The following is a 24,269-nucleotide window of genomic DNA, read 5'->3' as shown; positions in this document are numbered from 1 at the left end:
AGGTCTATACTTTTTGAGCGACAATTCGATGACGGATGCCGCGCTTGCGGAACGTGACGGCGGGACGGCCTGGCGGCGCATTGCCGATGAACTGGCGGATGCGATCGGGCGCGGCGAGTACAAGCTCGGTGACACGCTGCCGGCCTCGGTCGCGCTGGCGGAGCGCTATGGCGTGCATCGCCATACCGTGCGGCAAGCCTTCCGGCATCTGGCCGATCAGGGGCTGGTGACGGTTGCGCGCGGCCGTGGCACGCAGGTGACGGCGCCGCGCCTGCCTTATCCGATCGGCCGGCGCGTCAGCATGCGCACCAATATGGGCAGGCTCGGCATCACCGGTACGAGCCGCATGCTCTCGGCCGAGGTGGTCGTGGGCGAGGCGGCGGCTTGTACTGCGCTCAAGCTGAAGACCGGGACGCCGCTTTGGCAGGTGCAGGGCGTGAGTCTCGCCGATGGCGTGCCGATGGGCACGGGCACGCATTGGCTCTCGGTCGAGCGCTTTCCGGATTTCGACAAGGCCTATCGCGAGGCGGCGGGCTCGATCACGGCCGCCTTCAAGGTCTATGGGATCGCGGACTACGTCCGCCTGTCGACGCGTTTGACGGCGAGACTGGCCGATGAGCGCGAGGCGGAGCTGCTGGAGATCGCGCCCGAGGCGGCCGTGATGATCTCGACGGCGGTCGACGCCTTGCCGGACCTGACACCGGTGCATCTCGTGAGCAGCGTCTTCGCTGCCGAGCGCATGGAAATGGTGATCGAGCCGTTCGGGGATTGAAGGAGTACGATCCTCGTCATGGTCGGGCTTGTCCCGGCCATCCACGTCTTCTTTCGGCGATTGCGGCGTTCAAGACGTGGATGCTCGCCACAAGGGCGAGCATGACGCCTGGTCCTTCCAGGTCTGTCTCCGATCTCAGCTCGTCCGGCGGCCGATGATCGCGAAGCGCAGCTTGCCCGACAGGAAGTCGATCGCCGAGACCGCAGCCAGGACCAGCAAGATCAGGAAGGAGACCTGCTGCCATTCCAGCGTGCGGATCGTCTCGGCGAGATAGAGGCCGATGCCGCCGGCGCCGACGATGCCGATGATGGTCGAAGAGCGGGTGTTCGACTCGATGAAATAGAGCACCTGGCTCGCGATCACCGGCAGCACCTGCGGCAGCAGGCCGAAGCGGATCTCATGCGCCTTGCCGCCGCCGACGGAGGAGACGCCCTCGACCGGCTTGCGGTCGGCCGCCTCGATCGCCTCGGAATAGAGCTTGCCGAAGGCGCCGAGATCGCTGGTCATAATGGCGAGCATGCCGGCGAAGGGGCCGAGGCCGACGACGTTCACCCAGATCAACGCCCAGATCAGGGCGTCGACGCCGCGCACCGTGTCGAGCGAGCGGCGGGCGAGGAAATGCACGACGCGGTTGGCGACGACGTTGCGCGCCGCGATGAAACCGAGCGGCAGGGCAAGGGTGGCGGCGAGAACGGTACCGAGGAAGGCGATGGCGATGGTCTCGAACAGGGCCTTCACGAAGATGATGGCGCGGGCGAAGGAGCCGGGATCGGGCGGCAGCATCAGCACGACGAAGGTGCCGAGATTGCTCAAGCCTCCGATCAGCTTCCACAGAGAGGTCTCGAGCGTCGTCAACCCGTAGAGGAAGAGGCCGGCGAGGGCGGCGATGGTGCCGATCGTCGCGAGCTTCGTCCTGAGGGAGCCCCGGATCGCGGCCTCATGGCGCTTGAGGATGTCGGCGCGCTCGGCTGTCGAAAGGGCGAGGCTCATCGGCCGTGCTCCAGGCTGAGGAGGGCGTGGCGCAGTCGCTCGGTGCCGTAGTCGATCAGCATCACCGCGATGATGATCAGCAGCAGGATGGCGCTGACATCGGTGAAGTAGAACTTGCGGATCGCTTCGATCAGGTCCTGACCGATGCCGCCGGCGCCGACGAAGCCCATGATCGAGGCGCCGCGGACATTTATCTCGAAGCGCAGTAGCGCGTAGCTCGCGAAATTGGAGAGCACCTGCGGCACGACGGCGAAGCGTACAATCTGCCACCAGCTTCCGCCGGATGCGGTGACGCCGTCGACCGGCTTCAGATCGATATTCTCGACCACCTCGGAGAAGAGCTTGCCGAGCGCACCCATGGTGTGGATCGCGATGGCGAGCACGCCGGGCAAAGGCCCAAGGCCGAAGGCGATGACGAAGATCAGCGCGAAGACGATTTCGGGAACGGTGCGGCAGAATTCGAGATAGCGGCGTACCGCGAAGCGCAGCCAGGTGGCCCGGCCGAGATTGGCAGCGGCGGCGAAGCAGAACAGGAAGGCGCCGGCGGCGCCAAGGATCGTACCGACATAGGCGATCAGCACGGTCTGCCAGAGCAGCTTCAGCCAGCCTTTCAGGCCCCAGTACCATTCGGCGAGGTCAGAGCCGAGGCTTGAGAGCCGGAGCGTCGGCAGTGTCTCGTAGATGTATTTCGGGAAGCGGTTGATGTTCTCGAAGAACTTGGCGAGATCGACCTCGGCGCCCCGCGCCGAGAGCAGCACGCAGGCGATGAAGACGACGATGCCGATCAGGGCCTGCCGGCGCTTGGCCGAGGCTGTCTGCCGATAGGTCTCGGCATGGGCTCGGATGGCAGGGTCGTTGCGGTCGATCGCGAGGGTCATGGAATTCTGCGTCCGTTGCCGGAGAGGGCGCCAGGTGGCGCCTCAGCCGTCATGCTCGCCCTTGTGGCGAGCATGCACGTCTTGAACACCGCGTTCGATCGGCGAAGCGAAGGCGTGGATGGTCGGGACAAGCCCGACCATGACGGCGAGAGCAGGCGTGCTGCTTACGACGACTTCTTCTTGCGGAGTTCGTCGACGAACTTGTTGAGCTCGATGATCGGGTCGTAGGCCTTGTTGTCGACGGCGACGAGCGGGCCCTGCTTGCCTTCATAGATCTTGTCGAAGGCAACCTTGTCCTTGGTGGCGAGGTTCAGGACGGCGTCGCGGATCTTGGCCTTCAGCTCCTCCGGCATGTCGGAGAGATAGGCCATCGGCGAGTTCACGATCTGCTCGGACTTGTAGATGATCCGGAAGTCGTCGGCCTTGACCATGTTCTTGCGGGCCATGCGCTGCAGGTTGGATTCCTGCTCGTCGTTCCACCAGTTGGCGGCCATGTCGACCGTGCCCTGCTGGAGCGCGATGATCGCGTTCTCGTGGCTGCCGGTGTAGACGACCTTCGAGAAGAAGGTTTCCGGCTCGATCTTCATCTGGTTCAGCACGAACCGCGGGACGTTGTTGCCGGAGGTCGAGTTCGGGTCGACGAGGCCGAGATTCTTGCCCTTGAGGTCCTCGACCTTCTGATAGGGCGAGTCCTTCTTCACGTAGAAGACCGAGTGATAGCCCTTGGTGCCGTCGAGATTGGTCTCGATGGCGAAGGCATCGACCTTGGCGCCGGTCATGCGGGCGCGGGCGAAGGAAGCCGGGCCATACATGCCGATATGGATGTTGCCGGCGCGCTGGCCTTCGATGATCGCGGCATAGTCGTTGGCGATGCGCAGCGTCACCTTGGTGCCGAGTTCCTTCGCGAGGTAGTTCACGAAGGGGGTGTAGCGCTCGACGACGCCCGAAGCGTTCTCTGCCGGGATGATCGCGAAGACGATCTCCGGATATTTCGCTTTCCAGTCCTGGGCGAAAGCCGGGGCAGCGGCGGCGGCGAGGCCGGCGGCGGCGAGCTTGAGGGTATGACGACGGGTCAGCATCGGTGTGCTCCTGGTTGTAGTCGTAGGCGGGATGGTCTTCTCGCGGCGACGGCCTTCGGGCCGGTCCGGCGATCTCAGGAAGTCAGGCGGTCTTCTGGCGGGCGCGCTTCGCCTCGGAGGCGGCGATTGCGTCGAGCGCATCCAGCGCCTCGGCGCCGGCATCCTTGGCTTCGATGCCGTAGAGCTCGGCCGCGATCTCGCGGGTCAGCGCTTGCGGCACGTCGTCGAACACGACCTTGCCGGCGGACATGCCGATCAGGCGGTCGCAGTACTTCGCGGCGATGTCGAGGTCGTGCAGATTGCACATCACGGTGATGCCGTCCTCGCGATTGATGCGGAACAGCGCGTCCATGACGACCTGGGTGTTGCGCGGGTCAAGCGAGGCAATCGGCTCATCGGCGAGGATGATGCGCGGCTCCTGGACAAGGGCGCGGGCGATGGCGACGCGCTGCTGCTGCCCGCCGGACAGGGTCTCGGCGCGTTGCGCGAGGAGATGACCCATGTCGAGGCGCTCGAGCGCCGCGATGGCGCGGATCTTGTCGTCCTCGGAGAAGCTCTTGACCAGCGTCAGCGCCGCCGAGCGGTGGTTCAGCCGGCCGAGCAGGACATTGGTCAACACGTCGAGACGGCCGACGAGGTTGAACTGCTGGAAGATCATCGCGGTGTCGCGACGCCAGCGGCGCAGCGAGGCGCCCTTCAGGCCGGTGACATCCTGCTCCTCGCAGACGATCTGGCCGGATGTCGGCTCGGTCAGGCGGTTCAGCATGCGCAGCAGCGTCGACTTGCCGGCGCCGGAGGGGCCGATGACGCCGACCATCTCTCCCTTCGGCACGGTCAGGGTGACGGCGTCGACCGCGTTCCTGTCGCCAAAGCGCTTGGTCAGGCCTTCGATGCGGAGCATGAAATGGTTCTCGGGCAGGATACGGGCGTGAGCGCGTCCCCGTCCGGCCAGGGCCGGAGGGTCAGGCGTCTCGATCGCCGCGAGCCCTAGCGGCCACCGATGACAGCGGCGTGACAGCAGGTGCAAAGCCGCGAAAAAGCAGCCATCGCGCCTGCGCCAGTCGGTCAACGTTTCGTGAGGTCGCCAGAATGCGCTTGGACGTTTCCCGGCCAGCCGGCAGGATCACGATGGATGTCTGCGTGCGGCGGAGAGGCCCGTGACGGTGGGCTTCCTGCCGGCAAGCATCTTGCATTGATGGCCGCAAGGCCGGATCGATGCGGCATCGGCGCAAAAATCGCTATTTTTGTGCCGCTGTGGCACGCCGGCATCTTAGCAACGCCTTTCGTTCCATTTAAGACTAATGCGCGGCAACGGAGCCTCCAGCCTGATGAAGCGGTTTGTTCTTCTTGTTCTCGTCGCCGCCATCGCGGGCGGTGGCTATTACGCCTACCGCAACCAGCGCGCCGGCACCCAGCAGGCACAGGCCAGCGCGGTCTCCGGCCCGCGCGCCGTGCCGGTCGAGGTCGCTTCCATCGAGCTCGCTACCGTCAGCGAGGAGGTCGAGGCGCTCGGCACGCTTGCCGCCGACGAAACCGTGGTGATTGCGCCTGAAATCGCCGGCCGCGTCGTCTTCCTCGGCTTCAAGGAGGGCGAGCCCGTCAAAGCCGGACAGGAACTGGTCAAGCTCGATACGGCGATCCTCGATGCCGAGCTCAAGCAGGCGATGGCTGACCTCAACCTCGCCCGCGACACCAATGACCGGCTCCGGGGGCTGGTCTCGCGCGGTTCGGGCACGCAGGTCGCGCTCGATGAATCCGCAGCGAAGCTCGCTTCCACCGAGGCCCGCGTCCAGCTCGCCAGGGCCAAGCTCGCGCAGTCGACCATCGTGGCGCCGTTCAACGGCGTCGTCGGCCTGCGCTCGGTCGGCGTCGGCGACTACGTCTCGGTCGGCAAGCAACTGATCACGCTGACCAGCATCGACCCGATCAAGATCGATTTCCGCGTGCCCGAGATCTATCTCAGCCGCCTCAAGACCGGACAGCCCGTGCAGATGAAGGTCGATGCGGTGCCGGACCGCAAGTTCCAGGGCCAGATCTACGCGATCGACCCGGTGGTCGACGTGAACGGCAGGGCGATCCGCCTGCGCGCCAACATCCCGAACGCCGATCTCGTGCTGAAGCCCGGCCTCTTCGCTCGCCTCGCCATTACCGTTGACCAGCGCGAGAACGCGATCCTGGTGCCGGAAATGGCCGTGGTGCCGGATGCCGTCGGCAAGATGGTTTATGTCGTCGACAAAGGTAAGGCGAAGCGCGTCACCGTCGAGCTGGGCAAGCGTCTGCCCGGCAAGGTCGAGATCGTCAGCGGGCTGAAACCCGACATGCAGATCATCACCGCCGGCCAGATGCGGTTGCGCGACGGTGCGATCATCGCGATCAAGGACAAGGTCGTCCAGACGAGCCAGCTCTAGGACGAACCCTGATGAGCCTCTTCGAACTCTTCGTCCGCCGGCCCGTTCTCTCGACGGTGCTGAGCCTTCTGGTGATGCTGATCGGCATCGTCTCCTATGGCCGCCTGACCGTCCGCGAGTACCCGAATATCGACGAGCCGATCGTCTCGGTCCGTACCGATTATCGCGGCGCTTCGGCCGAAATCATCGAGACGCAGGTCACGCAGATCCTGGAGAACTCGATCGCCGGCATCGAGGGCATCGAAATCCTGTCCTCGACCAGCCGCCAGGAGCGCAGCTTCATCCAGGTGCGCTTCCGTCCGGATGTCGATCCCGACGTCGCGGCCTCCGACGTGCGCGACCGTGTCAGCCGCGTGCGCAGCCGCATGCCGGACGAAATCGACGAGCCGGTCATCGCCAAGGTCGAGGCGGACTCGCAGCCGATCCTCTACCTCTCCCTCACCAGCTCGCGGCACGGACCGCTGGAACTCACCGATTTCGCCGACCGCTTCATTTCCGACCGCGTGCAGAACGTTACCGGCGTGGCGGAGGTCCGCATTCTCGGCCAGCGTCAGTATGCGATGCGCATCTGGCTCGATCGCGCCCGCATGTCGGCCTACAATGTCAGCGTCCAGGAAGTGGAGGCTGCGGTCCGGTCGCAGAATATCGAGATTCCGTCGGGCCGCATCGAGAGCAACGACCGCGAATTCACTGTGCTCTCGCAGACCAGCATGACCACGCCGGCTGAATTCCGCGAGATCGTCGTCAAGGACGCCAACGGCTTCCCGGTCAAGGTCAAGGACATCGCCAAGGTCGAACTCGGTGCCCGCGAGGAGCGCAACGCCGCCTGGTTCAGGGGTACGCCTTCGGTGACGATCGGCATCGTCAAGCAGGCGACGGCGAACCCGCTCGACGTCTCGGCCGGAATCGAGGAGGCGCTGCCCGGCATCATCGAGGACCTGCCGCAAGGCATGTCGCTCGCCAAGTCCTATGACAGCTCGGTCTTCATCGACCGCTCGATCAAGGCGGTTTTCCAGACGATCCTCGAGGCGATCGTTCTGGTCGTGCTGATCATCTTCATCTTCCTGCGCTCGGCCCGCGCGACCCTGATCCCGCTGGTGACGATTCCCGTCTCGCTGATCGGCTCCTTCGCGCTGATGTATGCGTTCGGTTTCACCGTGAACACGCTAACGCTGCTCTCGATGGTGCTCGCCATCGGCCTCGTCGTCGACGACGCCATCGTCGTGCTGGAGAACGTGCACCGTCATATCGAGGACGGCATGAAGCCGACGCCCGCGGCGATCCGTGGCATCAACGAGATCGCCTTCGCGGTGGTGGCGATGACGCTGACGCTGGTCGCCGTCTATGCGCCGATGGCGTTCTCGACGGGGCGCACCGGCAAGCTCTTCATCGAGTTCGCGCTGACGCTAGCCGGCGCGGTGCTGGTCTCGGGCTTCGTCGCGCTGACGCTGACGCCTATGATGTGCGCCAAGCTCCTGCGCCATCACGAGAAGCATAACTGGCTCTACAATGTACTGGAGGGCGGCTTCAACGCGTTGTCGCGCGGCTACAAGGCCTCGTTGCGCGCGGCCCTGTCGGTGCGGCCGCTCATCGTCCTGCTGGCGCTCTGCGTCGCGGGCGGCGGCTATTTCTTCTTCACGAGCCTGCGGGCGGAATTGTCGCCTGTCGAGGATCGCGGCACGATCAATGTGATCGGCGTTGCGCCCGAGGGCGCTACGATCAGCTTCACGGCCGATTACGCGCGCCAGGTCGAGGCGTATTTCAGGAAGATTCCCGAGGTCGAGACCTATCTCGTCATCACCGGCTTCCCCGACGTGACGCGCGCCATCGCCATGGCCCGCCTGAAGCCGTGGGAGGAGCGGCACCGCAAACAGCAGGATCTCGTCGCGGAGATCAATCGGGGGCTGTCGCAGATTCCGGGTATCCGCCTGTTCGCCACCAATCCGGCCTCGCTCGGCCAGGGCCAGGCGACCAGCAAGCCGGTCGAGTTCGTGCTGCGCTCGTCGGAGCCCTACGCCCAGATCAAGTCCTATGTCGACCAACTGATGGCAGAGGTCGCGAACTCGCCGATCCTGACCAATGTCGAGAGCAACCTCATTCTCGACAAGCCGCAGATCAAGGTCTCGATCGACCGGCAGCGCGCGGCCGATCTCGGCGTCAATGTCGACATCATCGGCCGCACCATGGAGACCCTGCTCGGCGGCCGGCAGGTGACCCGCTTCAACATGAACAGCAAGCAGTACGACGTCGTGCTGCAGGTGGAGGGTGCCGAGCGCAACACGCCGCAGGCGCTGCAATCGATCTACCTGATGGGGCGCGGCGGCGCCGTGGTCCAGCTTTCCAGCCTGGTCCAGGTCGAAGAGACGGTGGCGCCGAAGGAGCTCGTCCGCTTCAACCAGCTTCGCTCGGCGACGATCACCGCGATTCCCGCACCGGGCTATTCGCTCGGCGACGCGCTCAAGGTGCTGGAGGAGGGCGCGCAGCGCGTGCTGCCGAACACCGTGCAGATCGACTATTCCGGCCAGAGCCGCGAGTTCAAGCAGTCGGGCGCGAGCATCTTCGTCGTCTTCCTGCTGGCGCTGGGCTTCATCTATCTGGTGCTGGCGGCGCAGTTCGAGAGCTTCGTCGACCCGATCGTGATCATGGTCTCGGTGCCGCTCTCGCTCACCGGCGCGCTGGCCGCGCTCTATTACACGGGCGGGACGATGAACGTGTACAGCCAGATCGGCCTGATCACGCTGGTCGGCCTCATCACCAAGCACGGCATCCTGATCCTGGAGTTCACCAACCAGTTGCGCGAGGAGGGCCGCGAGATGATCGACGCCCTCGTCGAGGCGGCGGAACTGCGCCTGCGGCCCATCCTGATGACGACCGGCGCCATGGTGCTCGGCGCCGTGCCGCTGGCCATCGCGCATGGTGCCGGCGCGGAGAGCCGTTCGCAGATCGGCTGGGTCATCGTCGGCGGCATGACCTTCGGCACGCTGCTGACGCTCTATGTGGTGCCGGTCGCCTACAGCTACCTCGCCCGCAAGGTTCATGGCTCGCGCCATGGCGCGCATGACGAGGCGCATGATGCCCATGGAGCGCATCCGGCGCCGGCGGAGTAAGGATCACCCGCTGTCATCCCGTGCGCGCTGCGGCACGTCAGTGCCGCTGCGCCGACACGGGACCGTTCTCAGGAAAAGGCGCCTTATCGTCATGCGGTCCCGCATCTGCGCAACAGCACTGACGTGCCGCAGCGCGTGCGGGATGACACAGCGGACAGGGGGAAGCAGCGCTACTGCAATCTCACCGAGACGCTTTCGCTCGCCCCAGTCGCGTCGATCACCGAAATCCGCATGAAGCCCTTCCCGGGCGGCTGCCATTGCGTCTCGCGGCGGCGCTGCGGCTCGGTCACCGGCGTGCCGTCGACCAGCCAGGTATAGGGCGGCGAGCCGCCGGCCGCCTTGAGGTTGAGCCGGGCATTGCCGTCGAGCGCGGCGGTGGAGAGGTCGATGCGAGCGCCGTCCGGCGGGAACGCGAGCTTCAGCGTCGGCGTCGACATCGCCGTTACGGTCTTGGGCACGTCCTGCCGGAGATGTCGCAGCGGCGGCGGCAGATGGCCGGTACTGGCGACGATCGCGTCCGCCGGCTGCGGGAAGGGGCGCTGATCGATGCCGAGCCGGGCGAAGGCGTCGAACAGGATCGGCGCCGCCACCGTGCGCCCGACCAGTCCGGGCACGGCGCCGTTATCGGCGCGGCCGACCCAGACGCCGATCGTATGCTTGCGGTCGAAGCCGACGGCCCAGGCATCGCGATAGCCATAGGAGGTACCGGTCTTGTAGGCGATGCGGCCGGGCACGGCATTGAGTGGCGGCGGCGCGCCGAGCAAGGTATCGGCGACATACCAGGCCGCGACGGGATCGACGAGGCGCGGAGCCGGACCGGTTTGCGCCGCCTGTTGGCGGAAGCGCAGCGGCAGCATCTCGCCACCGCGGGCGAGCCCGACATAGGCGCGGGTAAGGTCCTGCAAGGTGATGCCGAGGCCGCCGAGACCGACGGCGAGGCCGGGCGCGCCGCTGTCCTTGGGCATGGCGATGGCGACACCGGCATCGCGCAGCCGCGAGAGGAAGCGCTGCGGGCCGAGCGCCGAAAGCAGCTCCACCGCCGGCACGTTGAGCGAGAGCTGCAGGGCCTTGCGGGCGCTGACCATGCCCTGGAAGGTCATGTCGAAATTTTCGGGAATGTAGATGCCGTAGCGGGCTGGCCGGTCCTCCAGCATCGTCTCGGGATGGGCGATGCCGTTGTCGAAGGCGAGCGCGTAGATGAAGGGTTTCAGCGCCGAGCCCGGCGAGCGCAACGCCCGCGTCAGATCGAGCGCACCGGCGCGTTCCGCCGCGAAGTAATCGACGCCGCCGACCGAGGCGCGGATCTCGCCGGTTTCGTTGTCGACGGCGAGGATCGCGATCGAGACCTGGGGGGCAAGGCCGAGGCTACGTTCGCGCGCGAGGCCTTCGAGAGCGGTTTGCAGGCGTGCATCGAGCGAAAGCTTCTGGACGCGCTCGGCCGGAGCCTCCGCCACCGCCTGCTCGGCGATATGGGGGCTGAGATTCGGGAAGGGGCGGCGCGCGGTCGGGATCGGCTCGTTACGGGCGGCGGCGACCTCGTCACGGGTGGCTAAGCCCGCCTGCTCGACCCGCTCCAGCACCCGTTCGCGCGCCTTTCGGGCGGCTTCGACGAAGCGGTCCGGCCGGCGCGTCTCGGGCGATTGCGGCAGGGCGACGAGGAGAGCTGCCTCGGCGGTCGAAAGCCGCTTCGGCTCCTTGCCGAAATAGGCGAAGCTCGCGGCGCGCACGCCTTCGAGATTACCGCCGAAGGGGGCGAGCGTGAGGTAAAGGTCGAGAATACCGGCCTTGTCGAAGCGTCGCTCCAGTTCGACTGCGCGCACGGCCTGCCTCAGCTTGGCCGAGAGCGTGCGCTCCTCGCGCGGTTCGAGCAGGCGCGCGACCTGCATGGTCAGGGTCGAGCCGCCGGAGACGACGCGGCCGTTCAGCAGCATCTGACCGGCGGCGCGCAGGATGCCCAGCGGGTCAATGCCGCGATGTTGGTCGAAGCGCTTGTCCTCGAAGGTCTTGAGCATAGCGAGATAGCGGGGATCGACATCCTCTGATGTGACGGGGAGCTTCCAGCGCCCGTCACTGGTGAGGAAGGGGCGCAGCAGCTTGCCCTCGCGGTCGAGCACAACGGTCGAGCGGTCGGCCGCGGCCGCGAGGTCGAGCGGCGGCAGCGAGCGCGTGTAGAGGGTGAGGGCCGCTGTCGCAGTGATCGTCGAGACGGCAAGGATGCCGGCAGCGATCTTCAGTTTGCGAAAGCGTCGTGGAGTCTTCCCTTCTCCCCTCGGGGGAGAAGGTGGCAGCGCGAAGCGCTGACGGATGAGGGCGGCTAGGCGGGTCGGCAAACGATCAAGCGTCGCGCCGGCCCTCACCCCATCCCTCTCCCTCGAGGGGAGAGGGGGCTCCGTTGCGCTCGTCTTTTCGCGCTGCGCGCTCATCACCGCGCCGAGCTGATCTCCACCGCGCCGAAGCCCGTTCGGCCGAAGCGATCCGGCCGGTACATGTCCTCGATCACGGCGGCGGGCGAGACATAGCGGCCGGGCGAGACGGCGCGGGCGATATAGGCGACGGTGTAGGAGGGCTTGTCGCTCTTCGAGCCTGTGCGCTCGAAAGCCGCGACGAAGCGGTCGTCACGCGACTCGGTATGAACCGGCGAGACCTCCTGCTTCAGCCAGTCGAGCCCTGCGACCGAGGCGCCTTCCGTCAGGTTGGCATTCTCGATCTCCAGCCCGGCCGGGACCGGATCGACCAGCAGCAGGCGGCCATAGCGTGGCGCGGCCTCCGTCACGGTCAGCGCCACGACATAGCGTTCGTTCTGGCGCAGACGTGCCGGATCGGCCTTTTCACCCTTCATCGTGTAGATGACGCGCTCAAGCCCGAAACCCTGGTTCAAGGCCGGCTCCGGCGCGGTCGGGATACCCGCGACGGTGATGACCGCCTGAGCATTGCCGGCGCCCGGATTGGCGATGGTCAGGGACTTGGCCTCCAGCGCCTCGGCAGAGAGCGTGCGGTAGAGCGCACCCTTGCGAGCCGTACCGTCGACCGTCAGCGTCATGCCCTCGGCGTCCTTGGCCATGGCCTGCGCCGCCAGCACCATCCACATCTGCTCCTGCGTCGATGTGTAGTTGTAGCGGGCGCTGTTGCGGGTGGCGTCGACGATCGAGACGGCGCGGCTGATATCGGCGCGCTCGCCATTGGCCTCGGCGATCAGGGCGAGCACGCCGGCGCCGTCGCGCAGGCGGGAGCCGTAATCGGGCCGCGACAGGCCATCGTCGCTCGCCTGCTGGAGCAGGCCTAGCGCGCTGCCGAAGGCCGCGCGGCCACGGCCGCGATCGCCCAGCGCCGAGAGCGCGGCACCGATCTGGGCGCGGGCCAGCGGCGTCGCGAAATCGCCGAGCTTGTTATCGGCGAGGTAGCGCAGGTCGCCCATCACCGGCCGTCCGTTGCGGGCGAGCACATAGAGCGCGTAGGCGATGCCGGCGGCCTCTTCCTTATTGATCTCGCTGGTGTTGACGACCTGGTTGCGCAGGCGGTCCAGCGCGAGGTTGAAGGCGATCTGCGGCACCGCGAACTGCTTCTCGCGAGCCCGCGTCAGGAAGTCGGTGACGAAGGCGTCGAGCCAGAGATCGTCGCCGCCGACACCCCATAGGCCGAAGGAGCCGTTGCCACCCTGGCGGGCGAGCACGCGCTCGATCGCATTGACGACGCGCTCGTCGGCCTTGTCGTCGAGCGCGAGCTGCTCCAGCGAGGCGAGCTGGTTCACGGCCAGCAGCGGCAGAGCGCGCGAGACGGTCTGTTCGGTGCAGCCATAGGGGTAACGGTCGAGCGCCTTGAGGAGGGCGGGCACGTCGAGCGAGCCGAAGGGCGAGACCGTCACCGAGACCTGCCCGGAATTCGGCACGAGATCGGCCAGCAGATCGGAGGAGACGGTGATCGCCCCGCCATTGCCGGGAATGGCGCGGACGATGCGACGCGCGATCGTCGCGGCCGAGGGCTGCACGCGCACGGCAAGGTTCTGCACCGTGCCGATGCCGTTGGGGCCGGAGACGCGCACGTCGAATTCGGCGCGGCCGAGGCCAGCGGCGGTGACCGGGATCGTCATCTGCGTCTTGGCGCCGGCGCCGATCTGCATCGTGCGGCGGGTGGCGTCGGCGGCGACCAGAACCGGGCCCTTCACGTCGAGATCGACGGTATAGGCGCCGGCCGGACCTTCGACATTGTCGACCTGGAGATGGAAGCGTGACTGGTCGCCGATGGCGAGGAAGCGCGGCAGCGTGGCCTGCGCCACGATCTGGTCGCGCACGATCACGTCGGCGCTGGCCTGGCCGGTGCGGCCGGCCGACCAGGCGACGCCCATGACGCGGACCGAGCCGTTGAAGGCCGGCAGGTCGAAATCGATCTTGGCCGTGCCGTCGGCCCCGACCTTGACCACGCCGGAATAGCGGGCGAGCGGCTCCTGCGTCGGCTTCTCGCCGTCCATCTTCGGTGCAGCGTCGCCGCCGGTGCGGATCGCGCCGCGCGTGCCCTGCATGCCGTCGATCAGGTAGCCGTAGAGATCGCGCAGGTCATGGCCGAGCTGGCGCTGGCCGAAGAAGAACTTGCTGGGATCGGGGCTCTCGTAGCGGGTGAGGTTGAGGATGCCGATATCGACGGCAGCGAGCGTGACATAGGCCTCTTCGCCGGCCTTCATGCCGGTGACCTTGACCGGGAGCGACAGCGTCGTGAGCGGGCGCACCAGCTTGGGCGCGCCGAGATCGAGTGCCAGCGTGCGCGTCTCCTTGCCGATCTGGAACCAGGAGAGGCCGATGGCGCGGCCGGACAGGCGCTTGGCGGCGGCATCCATCGGGCGATGGGCGAGCACGACGAGATAGGCGCTGGCGCCCCATTCCGCCTTCACGGGAATGCTGGCCGAGGTGCCGCCCTCGGCGATATCGATGGTGCGGATATCCGCGACCTTATCGGTGATGACGGCGAGCGTCGCCTTGCCGGCGAAGCGCGGGGACAGGCGGACCTGCAGGCTCTCGCCATCGGCATAGGACGCCTTGTCCAGCGCGACATCGAGCACATCCGGCGTATCGGCCGTCTTGTCGCTCTCATAGCCGACGCTGAAGGAGACCGAGGTCTCGGCCGCCTCGTTGCCGTCCGAGGTCACGTCTAGCCGGTAATTGCCCCATTCGACGGGAGCAGCGATCTTGGCGCCGGCGGCCTCAGCGACCGCGATCTCGCCGTCGGCGACGCGGCGGGTGGTCTTCACGCCCTCGTAGTTCCAGCGGCCGTCCTGGAAGAACCACTGATAGTTGCGGCGGACCTTCGACAGCACCCATTTCACGCCGGGCCGGGCGAGGCGCTTGCCGTCTCCGGTCGCCATGATGACTTCGAAATTTGCGGTCTGGCCGTTGCCGAGATCGCCGTCGCGAAACAGCTTCTTCACGCCGATGGCAGCGCCCTTGGGCACGATCGGCAGCGTGACCGAGCGGGCGATGGCGCGACCGCCGGGCTCGCCGACGCGCACGGTCATCTCGACTTCGAGCGGGCGGTTGGTGTCGGCCTGCTGGACCGGATTGGAGATCGTCGCCTTGCCGGCGGCGTCGGTCGTCGTGCTTTCCTCGAACTCGCTCTGAACAGGCTCGAAAGCCTCGTCGGTGAGGCCGACTTGATAGTCCTTGAAGCCGGGGATGGCGCTGGCATCGGCGGCGCGGATGGTCATCGATCCTGTGACGTCGAGCTCGGAGCCCGGCGCGCCGTAGAGATAGCGGGCGTTGACGTCGAGCTCGGCCGGCTGACCGGCCTGCAGCAGCGGCGCCTTCGGCGTCAGCGTCAGCTCCAGCCGCTCGGGCACGTAATCCTCGACTAGGAAGGAGGTCTCGCCGATCGCCTGGCCCTTCGGGTCGGAATAGGCGAGGACGCGCCAGGTACCGGTCGCGGCGCCGGAGACGAGCTGGATCGAGTGGGCGCGCCCGCCCGCGCCTTGATCCTCGACCTGTCGGCGGCGATATTCGACGCCGTCAGGGCGCTTGACCACGATGGTCAGCGGCAGGCCGGTGACGGCAGCGCCCTTGGCGTCGCGCAGCAGCGAGGTGAGATAGACCGTCTCACCGGAGCGATAGACGCCACGCTCGGTGTAGAGATAGGCGTCAAGCCCGGCGGGGGCGACGCGGCCCTTGACGCCGCGGTCGGAGAGGTCGAAGGCGGCCTGCTTGAGGTCGAGGAAGCCATAATCCTCGGCGAGCGAGGCGGTGACAAGTCCGGGCGCATTGCCGCCCTGGCCCTTGCCGAGGCCGGCATCGAAGCGGGCATAGCCGTTGCCATCGGTCTTGGCCGTGCCGAGCACCTCGTTGTTGCGGGCGATCAGGCGCAATTCAGCATTGGCGATGGGCTTGGCGTCGGCGAGCGAGCGGGCGAGCACATGCACGCCGTCCGGTCCGGTGAAGGAGGTCAGCCCGAGATCGGAGACGACGAACCACTGCGTGGCCCGCGTCGAGCCGTCATCGTAGGAATCGCCGTCGTCGCTAGCGGGCGCGGCCGCCGGGCCGCCCGAGGGCTTGGCGAACATGACGTAGACGCCGGGCTTCAGGCTGCCGACCGCTTCGGTGACCGGGAAGGCGGTGATCACGTCCTGGTTCAGCTCGGACTTCACGTCCATCGTGCCGGTCCAGACGGTCTCGCCCTTGTCGCTGGCGATCTGCTTGGCGGAATAGGAGCCGATCTGGCTAAGGAAATCCTCGGAATGGACGGAGTTGATCAGGTTGCGGTCGCCGATCCGCATGACCTCGAGGTCGAGCTTGCCGGAATTGACCGAGACGACCGGAATGCCCTGCTGGCCGGTGCGTGGCAGGACGTAATTCTTGCCGGTGAAACGCACGGAGGGCGTGCGGTCGCGGACATAAATCTCGTAATCGGCCGATTTCAGGAGGGTCTCGTCGGGGATGGCCGAGGGTACGCCCTGGCGGATGACGATGGCGTAGCGCTCGCCGTGCTTCAGGCCGTCGACGCAGATCTGGCGATCCTCGGCGCTGACGGCGAAATCGCCCTTGCCGCCTGAAATCGCCACATAGGGCGCGAAATCGATGCGGCCGCGTGCCAGGGCCTCCGAGAACTCGAAGCAGGCGCGGGGCGAAGCCGCGTCGGAATCGGTCTTGTTGGAGATCAGGCGGAAGCCGCGTTTTTCGCGTAGGCTCTCGTAGGAACTTTGCAGGGCTGCATTGGCGGCGAGGTCGAGGCTGAGGCGATAGGTGGTCAGCGCCGGGCGCCAGAGCTCGTTCTTCTCGAAGGTGCGGGCGAGCACGCCCAGCGAGGCGGCCTCGTCATTGCGATTGGTCGAGCGCTGATAGGCGAGATAGGCGGCGGCGACGGCACGCTCGCGCAATTCCCAGCGCTCACGATAGTCGCGCGGCTCGATCGCGTTGGCGGCGCGCGCCATCAGGCGCCAACCGGCGGCATTGGCGGAATCGGCGACAATCGCGGCATTGGCCTGGGGCAGGGCGGAGCGGGCATCGCCGCGGCCGAGCGCTATCTCGCCGGCGCGGATCGCGTCCGCCGCCGAGCGGTTGCCGGCGGCAACTTCGCGCTTCAGGCGCTCTTCCAGGCGCTGGCCGTCGGCCATCAGGTCGTTGCGGACATAGGCCTTCTGGGCGAAGGCGGGGACTGCCACGAGCGTGAGCGAGAGGGCGAGCGCGAGACGGGAAAGCAGGGTCATCGTCGGTCCTCTTCGTCGATCGGCCCGGCCAGGATCGCCGGACATGGCTTCAAGCCGATGACGGCGTGAGACGGGGCCGGCAGGCTATCACCGTGCCGCGTTCGTTCAAGTCATGCGAATGCAGGGCGCAGCCCCAAGAGCCGGACTCCCGGGCCGCGCGGTGTTCCCGGAGTGACGAGAAAGCTATTTCTTCAGGAAGGCCATGAAGGCGGCCATGGCCTCCGGCGACTTCAGGCGCTCGCCGAAATGGTGTGCCTCGGTCGCGATTGTCTCGGCCACAGCCTGAGCCGAGCCGCGCTTCAGCAGCATCTTGGTCAGCGCGAGCGATTCAGGCGGCAGCGCAGCCAGCGCCTTGGCCTTGGCGAGGCCGGCCTCCAGCGCCGTGCCGTCCTCGGTGACGGTATTGACGAGGCCGGCGCCGGCCGCCGTCTCGGCGTTGAAGGCTTCGCCCAGCATCAGCAGCTCAGCCGCTTTCTTCGAGCCGGCGACGAGCGGCAGCAGATAGCTCGATCCGCCTTCGGGGCAGAGGCCGAGCGTCACGAAGGGCAGGCGGAACGTGGCCGAGCGGGCGGCGAAGGCGAGGTCGCAATGCAGCAGCATCGTCGTGCCGATGCCGACCGCGAAGCCCTCGACCGCCGCGACGATGGGCTTCTTCGCCGTCGAGATTGTCTCGAGGAAGTCGATCGCAATACGAGAGCCCTCGCCAGCCGCGGCGGCCATGGCGAAATCCTTGATGTCGTTGCCGCTGGTGAAGCAGCCGCCGGCGCCCGTCAGCAGGATGGCGCGGATCGAGGCATCGACCTCGGCGGCAGAGATCGCCGCGATCAGCCCGGCATAGCTCGCGCGGTCGAGTGCATTCTTGCGGTCCGGTCGGTTCATGGTGACCTGCACCACGCCGGCCGCGACGATTTCGCTCAACACTTCGCTCATCGGGGTCCGCTCCTGATTAGGCAGCCGGGATCGCACGGGCTTTCGTCGGGGGTCAAGCGAGGCCGGATGCGCCTTTCGTCACCGCCTGGCGCTTGACATCGCGCGGTCCGGATTCTCCCTTGCCCGCCCAGACGCCTTCGCTGCCTAAGCGTGCGAGTCGGGCGCGGGACAGGGATTGCGGAGACGTCGATGACGCAGGTTCAACTCGAGGTTCGCGGCAAGGTCGCGGTCGCCACCATCGACAATCCGCCGGTCAATGCCTTGAGCGCGGCCGTGCGCGAGGGGCTGGCGAACGCCATCAAGTCGGCCAACGCTGACGCTGCCGTCGCCGCGATCGTCATCGCCTCCGCCGGCAAGGCCTTCATCGCCGGTGCCGATATCAGCGAGTTCGGCCAGCCGCCAGCTCCGCCCAGCCTGCCGGAGGTGCTCGATGCGATCGAGAACTCGGCGAAGCCGGTCGTCGCCGCGATCCAGGGCGTCGCGCTGGGCGGTGGCCTGGAAGTCGCGCTCGCCTGCCATGGCCGCGTCGCGCTGCCGGCCGCGAAGCTCGGCCTGCCCGAGATCAAGCTCGGACTCATTCCCGGTGCCGGCGGTACGCAGCGCCTGCCGCGCCTGATCGGGGCAGCCAAGGGGTTCCCGATGATGCTTTCGGGAGAGCCGATCTCGGCTGGACTCGCACTCGAATATGGCCTGCTCGACGAGGTCGCCTCCAGCGATGTCGCCGCCGCCGCGATCCGGCTGGCCGAGGCGCTGGCGGCGGAGGGGCGACGCGCGGTGAGGAGCGCGGCTACCGGCGAGTTGACCGAGGCCGACCGAGAGGTCTTCGAGGCGCTGGCCAAGGACGCGTTGAAGAAGGCGGATGGCATGCCGAACGTGGCGGCGCTGGTCGAGGCCGTGCGTGCGACCGCATTGCCTTTCGCGGAGGGTGCGGCCGTCGAGCGCAGGCTCTTCCTGTCGCTCGTCGCCGACGAGCGTTCGAAGGCCCTGCGCCATGTCTTCTTCGCCGAGCGCGAAGTCGCGAAGGTGCCGGGCATCGGGCCGGAGGTGAAGCCGCGCGAGATCGCCAGCGCCGCGGTGATCGGCGCCGGCACGATGGGCGGCGGCATCGCGATGTGCTTCGCCAATGCCGGCATCCCGGTGACATTGATCGAGACGGCGCAGGCCGCGCTCGACAATGGCGTGAACCGCATCGGCGCGATCTACGACATCTCGGTCCAGCGAGGCTCGTTGACGCTGGAGGCGAAGGCCCAGCGCATGGCGCTGATCAAGCCGGCGGTCGGCCTGGCTGCCGCGGCGGGAGCGGATATCGTCGTCGAGGCGGCCTTCGAGGAGATGGGCGTCAAGCAGCAGATCTTCGGCGAGCTCGACAAGGTGGCGAAGCCCGGCGCGATCCTCGCCAGCAACACCTCCTATCTCGACGTGCCCACGATCGCGGCAGCGACGAAACGTCCCCAGGACGTGATCGGGATGCATTTCTTCAGCCCGGCCAACGTCATGAAGCTCCTGGAGATCGTCCGGCCGGCAGGCTCGGCCGACGATGCGATCGCAACCGCCGTCGTGCTCGGCCGCAAGCTCGGCAAGGTGCCGGTCGTGGTCGGCAACGGCTTCGGCTTCGTCGGCAACCGCATGCTGGAGCAGCGCACCCGCGCTGCCGAGCGCCTGCTGGTCGCCGGCGCCTTGCCGCATGAGGTCGATGCCGCACTGGTCGGCTTCGGCTTCAAGATGGGTCCCTTCGCGATGGCCGATCTCGCCGGCAACGATATCGGCTGGCGCTCGCGCAAGGCACGTGGCCTCAAGGCCGCAGTGGCGGATGCGATCTGCGAGGCCGGCTGGTTCGGCCAGAAGACCGGGCGCGGCTATTACATCTATCCGCAGGGCGCGCGCGCCGGGCAGCGCTGCCCCGAGGTCGAGGCGCTGATCGCGCGCATCTCGGCCGAGCAGGGCGTGACGCGGCGCTCCTTCACGCAGGAGGAAATCCTGGCGCGCCTGCTCGACCCGATGGTGAACGAGGGCGCGCGCATCCTCGAAGCGGGCATAGCGGCGCGGCCGGGCGATATCGATATCGTCTGGATCAACGGCTATAACTGGCCGGCCTGGCGCGGCGGGCCGATGTTCTGGGCCGACAGCGTCGGGCTCGACCTGATCGTGAAGCGGCTGGAGGCGCTGGCGGCCGAGATCGGCGACAAGGCTCTGGAGCCGGCGCCGTTGCTGAAGCGTCTTGCTGCTGAAGGCAAAGGGTTCGCCAACCTGAAGGGGTGAGGCGTCTGGTTCGTCATGCTCGCCCTTGTGGCGAGCATCCACGTCTTGAACACAGCGCTTGACCAGCAAAGGCGTGGATGGTCGGGGCAGGCCCGACCATGACTGGAAGCTGAACCAGCCTCAGTCCAGCCAGGTGGTAAAGCCCTCGACCGGCTCGCGCTCAGGCACGAGGCGGTTGGCCGGCGCGTTCGGATCGGCCTTGCCGATGGCGATGCCGCAGACAAGGACCTCATCCTCGGGAATGGCGAGCTCGCGCCGGACGATCGTGTGGAATTGCGCGAAGATCGCCTGGGGGCAGGAATCGAGGCCGTGGCCCTGTGCGGCAATCAGCAGGGTCTGGATGAACATGCCGAGATCGAGCCAGGAGCCGATTTCCAGATCCCGGTCGATCGTCAGCATCAGCGCGACTGGCGCATCGAAGAAGCGCAGGTTTGCCGCGGTCTGGCGCTTCATGCCTTCGGTATCGCCCTTCGCCACGCCGAGCAGGCCGTAGAGGTCCCAGCCGACCTTGCGACGACGCGCGAGATAGGGCTCGCGGAACTGCGCGGGATAGTATCGATATTCCTCGACGCCCGGGCGCTCGCCGGCTTCGACGGCGGCGAGCAGGGCGGTTTCGAGGCGCGCCCGTGTCTGCGGCCCGATAACCCGAAGCTTCCAGGGCTGCATATTGGTGCCGGAAGGGGCCTGTGCCGCCAGGTCGATCAGGCGGCGGACGAGACCGGGCTCGACGGGATCGGGCAGGAAGGCGCGGATGGCACGGCGCGCGCGGATGGCGTATTCGACGGCTTCGGCCTGTGTCATCTCCTCGACCATGCTCCGCATCTCCTGATCTGCTCTCTCTCGTTCTGGCAGAGCCGATCGTCCGGCGCCATCGTCCTCAAGCCGGCAGGATGCGCCCGCGGTTCAGGATATTACTGGGGTCGAGAGTCCGCTTCAGCGATGTCATCAACGCGAGTTCAGCGTCCGAGCGGCTCATGCCGAGATAAGGCCGCTTGAGGATGCCGACCCCGTGCTCGGCCGAGATGCTGCCCTGTTTCTCGCGGACCAGCTCGTAGACGATATCGGCAAAGCCGGAGAGATCTCCGGTCTCGTCGTGGAGCGAGAGGTGCAGGTTGCTGTCGGCGAGATGGCCGAAGACGATCGGGAAGGCCGTGGCGCTGCGCGCCTTGACCCGCTGGCGCAGCAGCGCGACCGCATACGCCATCGAGCCCAAGGGAATGCTGACGTCGAAATGAACGCCGGGCGGCAGGTCACGGTAGAACTCGTAATTGGCCTCGCGATAGGCCCAGAAACGCTGCCGGTCGCGGCCCGATTGCGCGATCAGTGCATCGTTCAGCAGGCCTTCCTCGGCCAGCTCGGCCAAGGCCTCGGCGAAGGTCTCCTCGCACGTGCTGCCCGGCCCCATTGCGGCCTCGATGACGAGGACAAGCTCGGGCTCGCCGGCGAAGGGAACGGGCAGGCCGCCCTGTTCGGTCGCGGCCTTCATATATTCCGACCACATCGCTTCGAAGGCGAGCAGGCCGCCGCCGAGTCGGGCTTCGAGGCGGTTGAGCGCCGCGAGCGCCTGGGCGACGCTGCCGGCGGCGCAGAGCGCGGTCTGCGTGCCGGTGACCGCCGGCTGCAAGGCGAGCAGCACGCGGGTGACGACGCCCAACGTGCCTTCGCTGCCAATGAAGAGCTGCGTCCAGTCATAGCCGGCATTGTTCTTCACCACCTTCTTGAGGTGGCTGACGATGCGGCCATCAGCCATTACCGCTTCCAAACCGAGCACGTTGCGCCGGGTCATGCCATAGCGCAGCACCTGCACCCCGCCGGCATTGGTGGCGACATTGCCACCGATGGTGCAGGTTCCGCGCGCACCGAGATCGACGCCGTAGAGAAAGCCCGCTTCCGCCGCCTTCTCCTGAACGACCGCGAGCGGCGTGCCGGCGAGCACGGTCATCGTCCGCGTCACCGGATCGACCTCCTCGACGCCGCTCATGCGTTCGAGCGAAAGCGCGACTTCGCCGGCCTGCGGCACGGCACCGCCGGCCAGGCCGGTCATGCCGCCCTGGACGACGACAGGCACGGAAAAGCGCGAGCAGGCCGCCAGCACCGCGGCGACCTCCTCGGTCGTTCGCGGAGCGACGAGGAGGGCCGGCAGGCCCTCCGGCGTTTCGGAGCCATCCTTGCGGTTGCGGGCAGGGATCGCCGCGCCGCTGCGCAGGCTGCCGGAGCCGACCACCTCCGCCAGCGCTACGAGCGCGTCGTCGGGAATGATCATGGCAGGCTCCGTCGGCCGGTCAGTCGGCTTTGCGCGCCGCGAGGAAGGAGGCGTGTTCCCGGACGAGATCGCCGGCCAGCGCCTTGGCGATCAGGGCGCGGGTGTTGGGCAGGCCGTAGATCGCCGCGAAGGAGCCGAAGCGCGGGCCCTGATCCTCGCCGAACATCACCTGGTAGATCGCTTTCCACCAGTCGCCGGAGACGCCCGGCCGTTCCGGCGTCGCGTTCTTGGCGGTGAGGTTCTGGTAGCGCGGGATCGCGCGGGCGACGTCCAGAGCCGTGTCCTGCACCATCTCGGGCGTCGGATTGGCCGGCAGGGCGGCCAGAGCGGCGTCGAGCTTGGTGAAGGCGTCGCGCTCGACCTCGTCGGCCGGACGGTAGCTTTTCGCCGGCTTCACGAAATCGCGGAAATAGGCGATCGCGTAGCCGACCAGCGCGTCGAGGCGCGGATGGGTCTCCGGCGACATGCCCGGGGCATAGCGCTGGAGGAAGCCCCAGAGCACGGCCTTGTCCTCGGAATTCGCGACGGCGACGAGGTTCATCAGCAGGCCGAAGGTGACCTGCGTCCTGACCGCGTTGTCGCCCTCGCCCGAGGCAATGACCTCAGGCGCCGGGGGATTGCCGGCATGGATGTGCCAGACCGGGTTGCCGAGGCGGTTCTTCCAGTCCTGCTTCTCGTAGCCGCCAAGGAACTGGAGATATTCGTCGACCGCGCGCGGGATCACGTCGAAATGCAGCTTCTTGGCCTCGCGCGGGCGCTGGAACATGTAGAGCGCCAGACTCTCCGGCGGGCCATAGGTCAGCCATTCCTCGATCGTCAGGCCGTTGCCCTTCGACTTCGAAATCTTCTGGCCCTGCTCGTCGAGGAAGAGCTCGTAGTTGAAGCCTTCCGGCGGGATGCCGTCGAGCGCGCGTGCGATCTGCGAGGAAACCTTGACCGAGTCGATCAGGTCCTTGCCGGCCATCTCGTAATCGACGCCGAGCGCGACCCAGCGCATCGCCCAGTCGGGCTTCCACTGCAGCTTGACGTTGCCGCCGGTGACCGGGGTGACGAACCGCTCCTTGGTCTCCGGATCGGTCCAGGCGATGGTGCCGGCCTCGACATCGACCTCGCCGATCGGCACCTGCATGACGACGCGCGTCTTCGGGTGGATCGGCAGGAAGGGCGAATAGGTCGCGGCCCGCTCCTCGCGCAAGGTCGGCAGCATGATCTTCATCATGGCGTCGTAGCGGGCGAGCATCTTGAGCAGCGTCGCGTCGAATTCGCCGGCGCGGTAGGAGTCGGTCGAGGACTTGAACTCGTAGTCGAAGCCGAAGCTGTCGAGGAAGGCGCAAAGCCGCGCATTGTTGTGGCGGCCGAACGAGTCATGCGTGCCGAACGGGTCCGGCACCTCGGTCAGCGGCTTGCCGAGATTGGCGGAGAGCAGCTCCTTGTTCGGCACGTTGTCCGGCACCTTGCGAAGGCCGTCCATGTCGTCGGAGAAGGCGATAAGGCGCGTCGGGATGGTGTTGCCGGTCAGCACCTGGAAGGCGTGGCGGACCATCGAGGTGCGCGCGACCTCGCCGAAGGTGCCGATATGAGGCAGGCCCGAGGGGCCGTAGCCGGTTTCGAAGATCACCGATTTCTTAGCCGTTTTCTCGATGCGGGCCACGAGCTTGCGCGCCTCCTCGAACGGCCAGGCGGCCGAACGCTGGGCGGCGTCAACGAGGGCTGCGTCGAAGGCGGGCATAAGGGGCGGTGTCCTCTCCTGAGTGAAAAGCCATATCGCAAAAGCGAAGAAGGGGCTTTCGCAGATTGCGAAGGGCGCCGTCAATGCGAGAAGGCGGTTGAAATGCGGCAAACGAGGGTGCGGCCCTCGCGCAAAGCGCCTTGCCGGCTCGGCATGACCGTATAGGCTCCCCC

Annotated in this window: 14 protein-coding genes; 4 read left to right on the top strand and 10 right to left on the bottom strand. The window is 67.1% G+C overall.

Going from position 1 to position 24,269, the window contains the following annotated elements:
* Positions 1-28: 28 nt before the first annotated feature.
* Positions 29-772, top strand: a complete 744-nt coding sequence (gene phnF / locus Q0Q36_RS11895) for a phosphonate metabolism transcriptional regulator PhnF (RefSeq protein WP_293798386.1) — start codon at positions 29-31, stop codon at positions 770-772.
* 135 nt (positions 773-907) lie between these two features.
* Here phnF and phnE (Q0Q36_RS11890) read toward each other — a convergent pair whose 3' ends face one another.
* The 4 genes from phnE (Q0Q36_RS11890) to phnC all read right to left on the bottom strand — a co-directional run bounded on the left by phnE (Q0Q36_RS11890) (position 908) and on the right by phnC (position 4,620).
* Positions 908-1,762 carry a phosphonate ABC transporter, permease protein PhnE gene (gene phnE, locus Q0Q36_RS11890; RefSeq protein WP_293798385.1) on the bottom strand — a complete coding sequence of 285 codons (855 nt, stop codon included), beginning with the start codon at positions 1,760-1,762 and terminating at the stop codon, positions 908-910.
* On the bottom strand, positions 1,759-2,640 hold the full coding sequence (phnE, locus tag Q0Q36_RS11885; RefSeq protein WP_293798384.1) for a phosphonate ABC transporter, permease protein PhnE: 882 nt from the start codon (positions 2,638-2,640) through the stop codon (positions 1,759-1,761). The genes phnE (Q0Q36_RS11890) and phnE (Q0Q36_RS11885) overlap by 4 nt, the downstream gene beginning before the upstream one ends.
* A gap of 164 nt (positions 2,641-2,804) precedes the next feature.
* Positions 2,805-3,719, bottom strand: a complete 915-nt coding sequence (gene phnD, locus Q0Q36_RS11880; protein WP_293798382.1) for a phosphonate ABC transporter substrate-binding protein — start codon at positions 3,717-3,719, stop codon at positions 2,805-2,807.
* A gap of 82 nt (positions 3,720-3,801) precedes the next feature.
* Positions 3,802-4,620: a phosphonate ABC transporter ATP-binding protein gene (gene phnC / locus Q0Q36_RS11875; protein ID WP_293798380.1), complete on the bottom strand. Its 819-nt coding sequence runs from the start codon at positions 4,618-4,620 to the stop codon at positions 3,802-3,804.
* A gap of 427 nt (positions 4,621-5,047) precedes the next feature.
* Here phnC and Q0Q36_RS11870 point away from each other — a divergent pair, with 427 nt between their 5' ends.
* Both Q0Q36_RS11870 and Q0Q36_RS11865 read left to right on the top strand, forming a co-directional pair.
* The gene (locus Q0Q36_RS11870) at positions 5,048-6,127 is read left to right on the top strand and encodes an efflux RND transporter periplasmic adaptor subunit (RefSeq protein WP_293798378.1); all 1,080 of its coding nucleotides are present in this window, start codon (positions 5,048-5,050) and stop codon (positions 6,125-6,127) included.
* 11 nt (positions 6,128-6,138) lie between these two features.
* Positions 6,139-9,234 (top strand): efflux RND transporter permease subunit, encoded by a 3,096-nt coding sequence (locus tag Q0Q36_RS11865; protein ID WP_293798376.1) that lies wholly within the window; start codon positions 6,139-6,141, stop codon positions 9,232-9,234.
* Positions 9,235-9,404: 170 nt separating this feature from the next.
* On the opposite strand, the gene pbpC is transcribed toward Q0Q36_RS11865, so the two are convergent.
* The 3 genes from pbpC to Q0Q36_RS11850 all read right to left on the bottom strand — a co-directional run bounded on the left by pbpC (position 9,405) and on the right by Q0Q36_RS11850 (position 17,845).
* Positions 9,405-11,450 (bottom strand): penicillin-binding protein 1C, encoded by a 2,046-nt coding sequence (gene pbpC / locus Q0Q36_RS11860; RefSeq protein WP_293798432.1) that lies wholly within the window; start codon positions 11,448-11,450, stop codon positions 9,405-9,407.
* A gap of 206 nt (positions 11,451-11,656) precedes the next feature.
* Positions 11,657-16,915: an alpha-2-macroglobulin gene (locus Q0Q36_RS11855; RefSeq protein ID WP_293798373.1), complete on the bottom strand. Its 5,259-nt coding sequence runs from the start codon at positions 16,913-16,915 to the stop codon at positions 11,657-11,659.
* 183 nt (positions 16,916-17,098) lie between these two features.
* Positions 17,099-17,845 carry an enoyl-CoA hydratase-related protein gene (locus Q0Q36_RS11850; RefSeq protein ID WP_293798371.1) on the bottom strand — a complete coding sequence of 249 codons (747 nt, stop codon included), beginning with the start codon at positions 17,843-17,845 and terminating at the stop codon, positions 17,099-17,101.
* Between the two features lie 189 nt (positions 17,846-18,034).
* Here Q0Q36_RS11850 and Q0Q36_RS11845 point away from each other — a divergent pair, with 189 nt between their 5' ends.
* Positions 18,035-20,104, top strand: coding sequence for a 3-hydroxyacyl-CoA dehydrogenase NAD-binding domain-containing protein (locus Q0Q36_RS11845; RefSeq protein WP_293798368.1), 2,070 nt, complete (start codon positions 18,035-18,037; stop codon positions 20,102-20,104).
* Positions 20,105-20,224: 120 nt separating this feature from the next.
* On the opposite strand, the gene Q0Q36_RS11840 is transcribed toward Q0Q36_RS11845, so the two are convergent.
* From Q0Q36_RS11840 to Q0Q36_RS11830, 3 genes are all read right to left on the bottom strand, one after another.
* Entirely contained in the window at positions 20,225-20,917 is a 693-nt protein-coding gene (locus Q0Q36_RS11840; RefSeq protein WP_293798366.1) for a nitroreductase, read from the bottom strand.
* A gap of 64 nt (positions 20,918-20,981) precedes the next feature.
* Positions 20,982-22,367: an FAD-binding oxidoreductase gene (locus Q0Q36_RS11835; RefSeq protein ID WP_293798364.1), complete on the bottom strand. Its 1,386-nt coding sequence runs from the start codon at positions 22,365-22,367 to the stop codon at positions 20,982-20,984.
* A 19-nt stretch (positions 22,368-22,386) separates the two neighbouring features.
* The gene (locus Q0Q36_RS11830) at positions 22,387-24,096 is read right to left on the bottom strand and encodes a lysine--tRNA ligase (protein WP_293798362.1); all 1,710 of its coding nucleotides are present in this window, start codon (positions 24,094-24,096) and stop codon (positions 22,387-22,389) included.
* Positions 24,097-24,269: the final 173 nt, after the last annotated feature.

This window comes from uncultured Allobosea sp. (assembly GCF_945957345.1).
Taxonomy (GTDB): domain Bacteria; phylum Pseudomonadota; class Alphaproteobacteria; order Rhizobiales; family Beijerinckiaceae; genus Allobosea.
The sequence above is the reverse complement of the archived record's forward strand: the minus strand, read 5'-3'. Positions and strand labels throughout refer to the sequence as shown.

What these genes read in the sequence shown, in the direction of transcription:
- Q0Q36_RS11840 (WP_293798366.1), bottom strand. Translation starts at nt 20,917, where the DNA reads ATGGTCGAGGAGATGACACAGGCCGAAGCCGTCGAATACGCCATCCGC.
- Q0Q36_RS11865 (WP_293798376.1), top strand. Translation starts at nt 6,139, where the DNA reads ATGAGCCTCTTCGAACTCTTCGTCCGCCGGCCCGTTCTCTCGACGGTG.
- phnF (WP_293798386.1), top strand. Translation starts at nt 29, where the DNA reads ATGACGGATGCCGCGCTTGCGGAACGTGACGGCGGGACGGCCTGGCGG.
- phnD (WP_293798382.1), bottom strand. Translation starts at nt 3,719, where the DNA reads ATGCTGACCCGTCGTCATACCCTCAAGCTCGCCGCCGCCGGCCTCGCC.
- Q0Q36_RS11855 (WP_293798373.1), bottom strand. Translation starts at nt 16,915, where the DNA reads ATGACCCTGCTTTCCCGTCTCGCGCTCGCCCTCTCGCTCACGCTCGTG.
- phnE (WP_293798384.1), bottom strand. Translation starts at nt 2,640, where the DNA reads ATGACCCTCGCGATCGACCGCAACGACCCTGCCATCCGAGCCCATGCC.
- Q0Q36_RS11835 (WP_293798364.1), bottom strand. Translation starts at nt 22,367, where the DNA reads ATGATCATTCCCGACGACGCGCTCGTAGCGCTGGCGGAGGTGGTCGGC.
- phnC (WP_293798380.1), bottom strand. Translation starts at nt 4,620, where the DNA reads ATGCTCCGCATCGAAGGCCTGACCAAGCGCTTTGGCGACAGGAACGCG.
- Q0Q36_RS11850 (WP_293798371.1), bottom strand. Translation starts at nt 17,845, where the DNA reads ATGAGCGAAGTGTTGAGCGAAATCGTCGCGGCCGGCGTGGTGCAGGTC.
- phnE (WP_293798385.1), bottom strand. Translation starts at nt 1,762, where the DNA reads ATGAGCCTCGCCCTTTCGACAGCCGAGCGCGCCGACATCCTCAAGCGC.
- Q0Q36_RS11830 (WP_293798362.1), bottom strand. Translation starts at nt 24,096, where the DNA reads ATGCCCGCCTTCGACGCAGCCCTCGTTGACGCCGCCCAGCGTTCGGCC.
- Q0Q36_RS11845 (WP_293798368.1), top strand. Translation starts at nt 18,035, where the DNA reads ATGACGCAGGTTCAACTCGAGGTTCGCGGCAAGGTCGCGGTCGCCACC.
- Q0Q36_RS11870 (WP_293798378.1), top strand. Translation starts at nt 5,048, where the DNA reads ATGAAGCGGTTTGTTCTTCTTGTTCTCGTCGCCGCCATCGCGGGCGGT.